Source organism: Bartonella chomelii (assembly GCF_014138465.1).
GTDB classification, from domain to species: domain Bacteria; phylum Pseudomonadota; class Alphaproteobacteria; order Rhizobiales; family Rhizobiaceae; genus Bartonella; species Bartonella schoenbuchensis.
In genome coordinates this window covers 37687-44166 of the sequence record NZ_JACJIR010000006.1, presented here as the reverse complement: position 1 = coordinate 44166, position 6480 = coordinate 37687, and the positions used below count along the sequence as shown (strand labels likewise).

Here is a 6480-nt window from a genome sequence, read left to right as displayed (position 1 = left end):
GGGGAAACAGCTAGCAACCAGCATTGAAGGCTTGGTATTCGAGCCACAGACACAGATTGCTTATCAGCAATTGATATTTAATACCATTCAAGATGCCGATAAATTTAAGGTGGATATCAGCAATCCTTACCAGTGGTCAATTCGTATGGGTGGGCGTTTGGTTAAGAATGTTAACCAGTTTGAAGACGGTCGTACTCTTTCTTTCTATGGTAAACTTAATCTTATCAGTGTTTTTGGTGATGGAGGAACAGTACAAGTTTGCAAAAAGAGTTTCTATTTTGACCCTATAGGACCTGCAATTGAAGGGGGAATAGGTGTTAATGCAGAACTTATTCAAAACATTACATTCCGTGGAGATATTAGCTATCAGCAAAAACTTCAAAAAGTTGGCTTATCCGGAGCTATTTTCTCAGGAACATTGCGCTATCGCTTTTAAAAATATTATTTTACTTTGATCAAAAAGGTAATTTTATTTGCTTGTCTTTTTGATATCGTTGGGTTTTATTGCGTTACTAAAGAGATTAATCTACCTAAAAAGTTGCTTTTCTATTTTTGGGAAAGAGCTAAAGTGTGATAGGTATTTTGATTAGCAATTGGAAATGTCTGAGCACTAAGTTGTTTTTGTATCTGTAAAGCTGATAGACGTGCTGTTTGAGCATCCATATTAATATCAACTAAAGCCCTAATATTTGAATCGATATTTCCAACCAATGTTTTGACAAATTCAGGTTGAATGCTAATTAAATCAATTGTAGAATTAATTTTAGCTTTTGCAGTTAAAGTTGCAGTAATTGAATCTTGAATATTATTCTGAAGACTCTCAAAAAGGATATCACGTACTTCAGTAGATAATTGATCAACATCCCTCATTTTTACAAAATCTACCAGAGAAATACCATCTGCAATTGTCTTAAGCTCAGCTTTTGCTTTATTTAAAGTTTCATTATTTTTTGCATTGTCATCAATAGCTTGCTGAGCATCATTATACACCACTTTATGAGTCAACGAAGGATCAGCAGCATAGTGAGTTTTTGCTTGAATAAGAGTATCTTTTAATTTTTGAAAGTCTTTTTGTGCTGTATCAAACGCCACTTTGGCCGTATCAAAATTCGTTGTTGTGCCTGTATTAAAAATATTCTTCAAAATGCCTTTAGACATATCGATTGTACCATCGATATTTAAAACACCAAAGTTCAATTCTGGACCACCAATTTCAATGCTATCAACATAAACAGTTAAACCTTCATGCCTATAAGAAGAAGGAATTTTAGCTTTCATCCCACCATTGGCAACAATATTTCCTGCACTAATAGCAGCCTCTTCAATAGCATAAGAGAGATCTTTCACATGTTCTGCAATATGATCTTGAATCTTTGAAAAATCTTCAGCTCCCTTGGTGTATGCAGAAATCACCAATTTCTCGATTGTATCTAACGAACCTTTGGTAAGGTCAACCACAGTTTTTGCAACTTCAACCTGCTCTTTGCTTTGCTTAATAGCATCAACAACTGAAACTATTGTAGCACTATCATATTTCATCATTGGTGAAATTGATTCATAAGCAGCATGATCTGGCGTATTGCGAATTTGTAACTCTGCTTCACGCTGATCTTGTAGTCGGCTTGAATGATTATCAATTGATTGTGCTGTTTGCACTGCAACCGCTGACTGATTTGCAAATAAGTTCATAACCATAATTATAAGCCCCCAAAGAAAATAGATGGGATATGCTAGGAGGCCCTCCCCCAAGCTTGCATCAAAAAAATAAATATCTATTAGAAATATAAATTAAAGTATATTTTTATGTTTATAATAATAAAGTACTTTGTAAAGTATATTTGTGTTTTAAATACAAATATATATTAAATATAGTTAATGGCTGTATTAACTATATCTAAAAAGATCTTATTAAACTTCCAACGAGTAGATTCCAACCGTCGATTAACACGAAAAATAAAATTTTAAACGGTAAAGAAATAACTGTTGGAGGAAGCATCATCATCCCCATTGACATTGTCAATGTCGCCACAACAAGATCTATTACCAAAAAAGGTAAAACAATAAGAAAGCCAATTTCAAATCCACGGCGTAACTCAGAAATCATAAAAGCAGGAACTAAAACCCGAAAATCGATATCAGCCCCTGTTTTAACATTAAAAGAAGGGTCAGAAAGATCTACAAACAAATCAAGATCTTTTTCACGAACCTGCGATATCATAAATTCACGAAAAGGTTGGCTAATTTTTTCTATCGCTTTTTGTTCGCTAATTTCATTTTTTATTAAAGGCTGAACCCCCTGCTCCCAAGCAGTATTAAATGTTGGCGCCATCACATAAAAGGTCATAAATAAAGCCAATGATATCATCACCAGGTTGGAAGGTGTTGTTTGCAACCCTAAACCTGAACGCAAAAGCGAAAAGGCAATAACAAAACGAGTAAAACTTGTCACCATAATTAACAAACCAGGCGCCACTGACAAAACGGTCAACAAACCAAAAAGCTGAACAATCCGTCCACTGATTTTGCCGTCAGTTGGTGCGAGGAGCCCTGAAAGGCCTCCAGTGCTTGCCAAATTTGTTTGTTGTGCAAACACGTCTGTAGCATCTGTTGTTACCAACAAAAGCATCATGAATACAAAACCGACAAATTTCTTCATTGTTCTATTACCAAACTCGAAATCAAAATATTGCTTATTTTATCGTCAGAACGAATTTTAGCACGATCAAAAAGATCGCTACGTAAATTCATTAAACCCGACGGCCCCTTTACTTGTTCAATCGTCATTTGATGTAAAAACGATACAAAATCATTCGATATATCAGCAATCATATCCGGCGAAATATTTTCACCAGATTTAACAACTAACGCAATCTCCATTCGAATCCAAGTTTTATCTGGCACCGCTATATTAGTCAAAATAGGAGGCAAAATAATCATACGTGAATCGTCCATAATCAAACTTGCTGAAGTTTTTGCCACTGGTTCTTTAGAATCATTGGAACTTGGTGTTACTTCTTTACTCACCCACATGCCAAAAAGCCACCCAGAAGCTGCAGCAACGACTGTCAAAACAACCCCAACGATCAATAATGTTTTCACACTATTGTCTTTTTTTTCTGTTTTTTCTTCTTCCTTCGGCGCTTCTGCCATAAAGAACCCCTTATTATCACAAATAATGAAATGCAGTTATTTTATTGATTGCCTGCGATTATTATTGAACAAATCTCAAATTTTAAAAAGACCCTTACAGTATAATTGAATTAGAAAGGTGCAATTTGATTGAGTAACTGTTGACCGTAAGGAGGTTGTTGTATCTCACTCATACGTCCACGCCCTCCATATGAAATGCGTGCTTCAGCAATTTTGTCATAATCAATCATATTATTGGCAGAAATATCACGTGGGCGAACAACCCCCGCAATATTGAGAATACGCATTTCATAATTAACCCGCACTTCCTGCGAACCACTAATAACCAAATTACCATTTGGCAAAACATCTGTTACAACAGCAGCAATGGAAAGGCGAATGTTTTCTTGCCGCTCTACTTTACCATCACCTTTAGATTGGTTTGATGATGATGCTTCAACACTACCTGCAAGTTTTTCTAAAAATGAATACTCTGTTCCAACAGTATATTTGGAACTTGAATCCCGCTTTAAATCACTTTTATTGTTGAAACTGGCACGATCATTAATAAATATTTGCACAGTCAATACATCACCAGGCTTCATTGCCCGTGGATCACGATAAAAGTTATTAACAACATTGGGGCGATAGAGCGAATATTTGCTTTCTTTTGGTGCCGGTGGATAAAAATGGGCTGAACGTGAAGGCGCAAAACCTAAATCTGCACGTACGGGAGAAAAATCTGGTGCTGAATTAAAATCCTTCGGATTATAAGAACAAGCAGCCAATGGCATTAACATCAAAGATATGCCAGCCTTTAAAAAAAAGTGCAAAGAGCGTTTCTGACTGTGTTTCATCTTTTTCACTTTCATCATTACTTTGTATCAATCACTTGTTGTGCTTGTTTCTTTTTTGACGAGGTCTGTTGTGCACTCACAAGTATTTGCGTTAATTCAGCTGATTTTTCAGGAGGTAACTCATTCATAATAGCACTTGATATTTTAGGGCTAAGCTTAAGCACAAGTGAAGCTGCCACCAGGTCACTCATTAAAGCTAATTGAGCAGCTGCTGCATCAGGACGCATCTTTGAAATAATCTCAACCAAAGAATCCTCTGCCATTGACAAAAATTCATTACGCTTTTCGAGCCAAACTTCATATTCGCGCCGTTTTTCTTCTAAAGTTTTTACACGTTCATCAATTTGATCACGCAATTGTTGTAATTGTTGACGTTGTAATTGAAAGCGCGCATCTGCAGCCTGACTGCCAATATTATCACAAAAACGTTCTACTTCTTCTGTGTCTTTCTTAGACAAACCTTGTGTCGATGAAACAGGTGAAGCCTTTGTCTCTGGAGCACTATCTGCAGGTGTTGTCGTAGATGTTGTTGCAGGTGCCTTTGCAGGTGTCTTTGTAGGCGCTTTTGTAGATGCCTTTGTAGACGCTTTTGCCTGATCCAACCGGTTTGCAGATTTAACCTTCTTTGTGGATGAAGGAGCTGGCGCCGATTTTTGTGCTGGATTGGCAACAGAAGCAAAAATGAACATTGGCTCAGGGCTTAGATCAAATGCATCTTGCGCATAACCCTTGCCCGCTCCACACACAATGAGCACCGCTACATAAAACCAAGAAGAATAAAACTGTAATTTTATCATTGAACAACAAGCTCCGCATGAAGAGCACCTGCAGTTTTAATAGCCTGCAAAACTGCTATAATGGCTGTTGGTTTGACACCAATTTGATTAAGCCCTTTAATAAGATTATCTAAATCTACCCCATCTAAAATACCAATGTTGGATACTGGCTGATCAACATCAACAGATGTTCTGGGCACAACAACCGTATCTCCATCACTAAAAGGATTTGGCTGTGAAACTTCTGGCTCTTCTGTTACACGAACTGTCAAACTTCCGTGTGAAATCGCCACACGTGAAACACGCACCTTTTCACCAATGACAACAGTCCCTGTACGTTCATCAACAACCACACGTGCCACTTCATCTGTAGGAATAGGAAGCATTTCAATTTCAGCAATAAAACGCGCCATTGAAATATTGCGGGGTTTATTCAAAACAACAGTTTTTGCATCACGCTCTTTAGCAACATTGTGCTTATAACGCTTATTGGCAAAAATATTAATTAAATCTGACACACGAACAGCTGTTGAAAAATCAGAGTTGCGCAACTCCAAAATAACCTCATTACCCTGGTTGAAATTGCCTTCAATCTTCTGCTCTACCAACGCACCATTAGGAATACGACCCGATGTTGGAACACCTTGCGTCACACTTTCTGCCACGCCTTGAGCACCAAAGCCAGAAATAACCATATTGCCTTGTGCTACTGCATAAGTTTTACCATCTGCCCCAAGAAGCGGTGTCATCACCAATGTTCCACCTTGTAAAGATGTTGCATCTCCCAATGCAGAAACCGTCACATCAATGCGTGATCCTGGTGTGGCAAAAGGCACCATCTCAGCTGTAACGATAACAGCAGCGATATTATTGGCACGTGATGCACCAGCAGGAGGGCTCATCCCCAAATTATCAAGCATGGCTCGCATAGCTTGCTCTGTAAAGGGTGCATTTCGTAAAGAATCACCCGTACCATTCAAACCAATCACCAAACCATAACCTACTAATTGATTAGAGCGCACACCTTGAATTTCTGCAATATCTTTCAAGCGTGCGACCGCACCTGGACGAGCCAAATCTGCGTAATGCATTTTAGCAGGGTCACCACCAGCTCCTAACCAAGCAGCATCAGCTGCCGCTGGAGAGGTATACTGTTCTACATTTTTGCCCCCTTCATCCGCAAATGCTGGAATAAAGACTGGAAAAAAGCCTATCAAAGAAGCAAAAAAGAAACGAGAAAGAGAACGCGTAACCATTAAAAACCTACTCTCACGTCACCATTTTGTAAAACAGTGCCCATTACAATACGGCCTGAATCGGCATTACGAACTCGAATAAGATCGCCTGAGGATCCCGACTGTAAAACCACACCCAAAGCAGTGATCTGCAAATTATTTGTTTGAAAAATTAATTTGGTTGTTTGACCACGCTCGACTAAAACCGGATCCCCCAAAGAAGCAAGTGAAATGGGGCGACCAGCTGTTAAGGTGCGTTTTGCAACCTTATTAAGAAGCTGATTCATCTGTGTAGCATACAAAGAAGCAGCTTCAGATTTTATAAAAAAGCTTTTTTCACTTAAACCTACATCACTCACACGCTGGCCAGCATAAACGGACTTATTAGGAACAATAAAATTGACCCGATCAGCATAAACTACTGTCAATGAAAAGAATGATAACAAAAAGGCTGTAAGTAGAAGCAAAAGCTTTTTCATAGCA

8 protein-coding genes are annotated in these 6480 nt (G+C 38.2%); 1 reads left to right on the top strand and 7 read right to left on the bottom strand.

Translation table 11 applies throughout. The features are described from left to right. A partial coding sequence (locus GGR10_RS05880) for an autotransporter outer membrane beta-barrel domain-containing protein (RefSeq protein ID WP_182480325.1) occupies window positions 1-436 on the top strand: 436 nt, incomplete at its 5' end. A gap of 110 nt (window positions 437-546) precedes the next feature. Here the strand turns inward: GGR10_RS05880 and GGR10_RS05875 are convergent. The 7 genes from GGR10_RS05875 to flgA all read right to left on the bottom strand — a co-directional run bounded on the left by GGR10_RS05875 (window position 547) and on the right by flgA (window position 6476). Further along, window positions 547-1695 carry a flagellin gene (locus tag GGR10_RS05875; protein WP_182480324.1) on the bottom strand — a complete coding sequence of 383 codons (1149 nt, stop codon included), beginning with the start codon at window positions 1693-1695 and terminating at the stop codon, window positions 547-549. Window positions 1696-1894: 199 nt separating this feature from the next. Further along, window positions 1895-2656, bottom strand: a complete 762-nt coding sequence (gene fliP / locus GGR10_RS05870; protein WP_010701587.1) for a flagellar type III secretion system pore protein FliP — start codon at window positions 2654-2656, stop codon at window positions 1895-1897. Then, window positions 2653-3150, bottom strand: a complete 498-nt coding sequence (locus GGR10_RS05865) for a flagellar basal body-associated FliL family protein (protein WP_182480323.1) — start codon at window positions 3148-3150, stop codon at window positions 2653-2655. Before GGR10_RS05865 ends, fliP begins: the two co-directional genes overlap by 4 nt. A gap of 110 nt (window positions 3151-3260) precedes the next feature. After that, the gene (gene flgH, locus GGR10_RS05860) at window positions 3261-3929 is read right to left on the bottom strand and encodes a flagellar basal body L-ring protein FlgH (protein ID WP_246316875.1); all 669 of its coding nucleotides are present in this window, start codon (window positions 3927-3929) and stop codon (window positions 3261-3263) included. Window positions 3930-4003: 74 nt separating this feature from the next. Further along, the gene (locus GGR10_RS05855) at window positions 4004-4783 is read right to left on the bottom strand and encodes a MotE family protein (protein WP_182480321.1); all 780 of its coding nucleotides are present in this window, start codon (window positions 4781-4783) and stop codon (window positions 4004-4006) included. Then, the gene (locus tag GGR10_RS05850) at window positions 4780-6018 is read right to left on the bottom strand and encodes a flagellar basal body P-ring protein FlgI (protein ID WP_078690109.1); all 1239 of its coding nucleotides are present in this window, start codon (window positions 6016-6018) and stop codon (window positions 4780-4782) included. The genes GGR10_RS05855 and GGR10_RS05850 overlap by 4 nt, the downstream gene beginning before the upstream one ends. Then, window positions 6018-6476, bottom strand: a complete 459-nt coding sequence (gene flgA, locus GGR10_RS05845; RefSeq protein ID WP_182480320.1) for a flagellar basal body P-ring formation chaperone FlgA — start codon at window positions 6474-6476, stop codon at window positions 6018-6020. The genes GGR10_RS05850 and flgA overlap by 1 nt, the downstream gene beginning before the upstream one ends. Window positions 6477-6480: the final 4 nt, after the last annotated feature.

Coding starts and splice junctions, on each gene's coding strand:
- GGR10_RS05875 (WP_182480324.1), bottom strand. CDS start 1,695: ATGGTTATGAACTTATTTGCAAATCAGTCAGCGGTTGCAGTGCAAACA.
- fliP (WP_010701587.1), bottom strand. CDS start 2,656: ATGAAGAAATTTGTCGGTTTTGTATTCATGATGCTTTTGTTGGTAACA.
- GGR10_RS05865 (WP_182480323.1), bottom strand. CDS start 3,150: ATGGCAGAAGCGCCGAAGGAAGAAGAAAAAACAGAAAAAAAAGACAAT.
- flgH (WP_246316875.1), bottom strand. CDS start 3,929: ATGTTAATGCCATTGGCTGCTTGTTCTTATAATCCGAAGGATTTTAAT.
- GGR10_RS05855 (WP_182480321.1), bottom strand. CDS start 4,783: ATGATAAAATTACAGTTTTATTCTTCTTGGTTTTATGTAGCGGTGCTC.
- GGR10_RS05850 (WP_078690109.1), bottom strand. CDS start 6,018: ATGGTTACGCGTTCTCTTTCTCGTTTCTTTTTTGCTTCTTTGATAGGC.
- flgA (WP_182480320.1), bottom strand. CDS start 6,476: ATGAAAAAGCTTTTGCTTCTACTTACAGCCTTTTTGTTATCATTCTTT.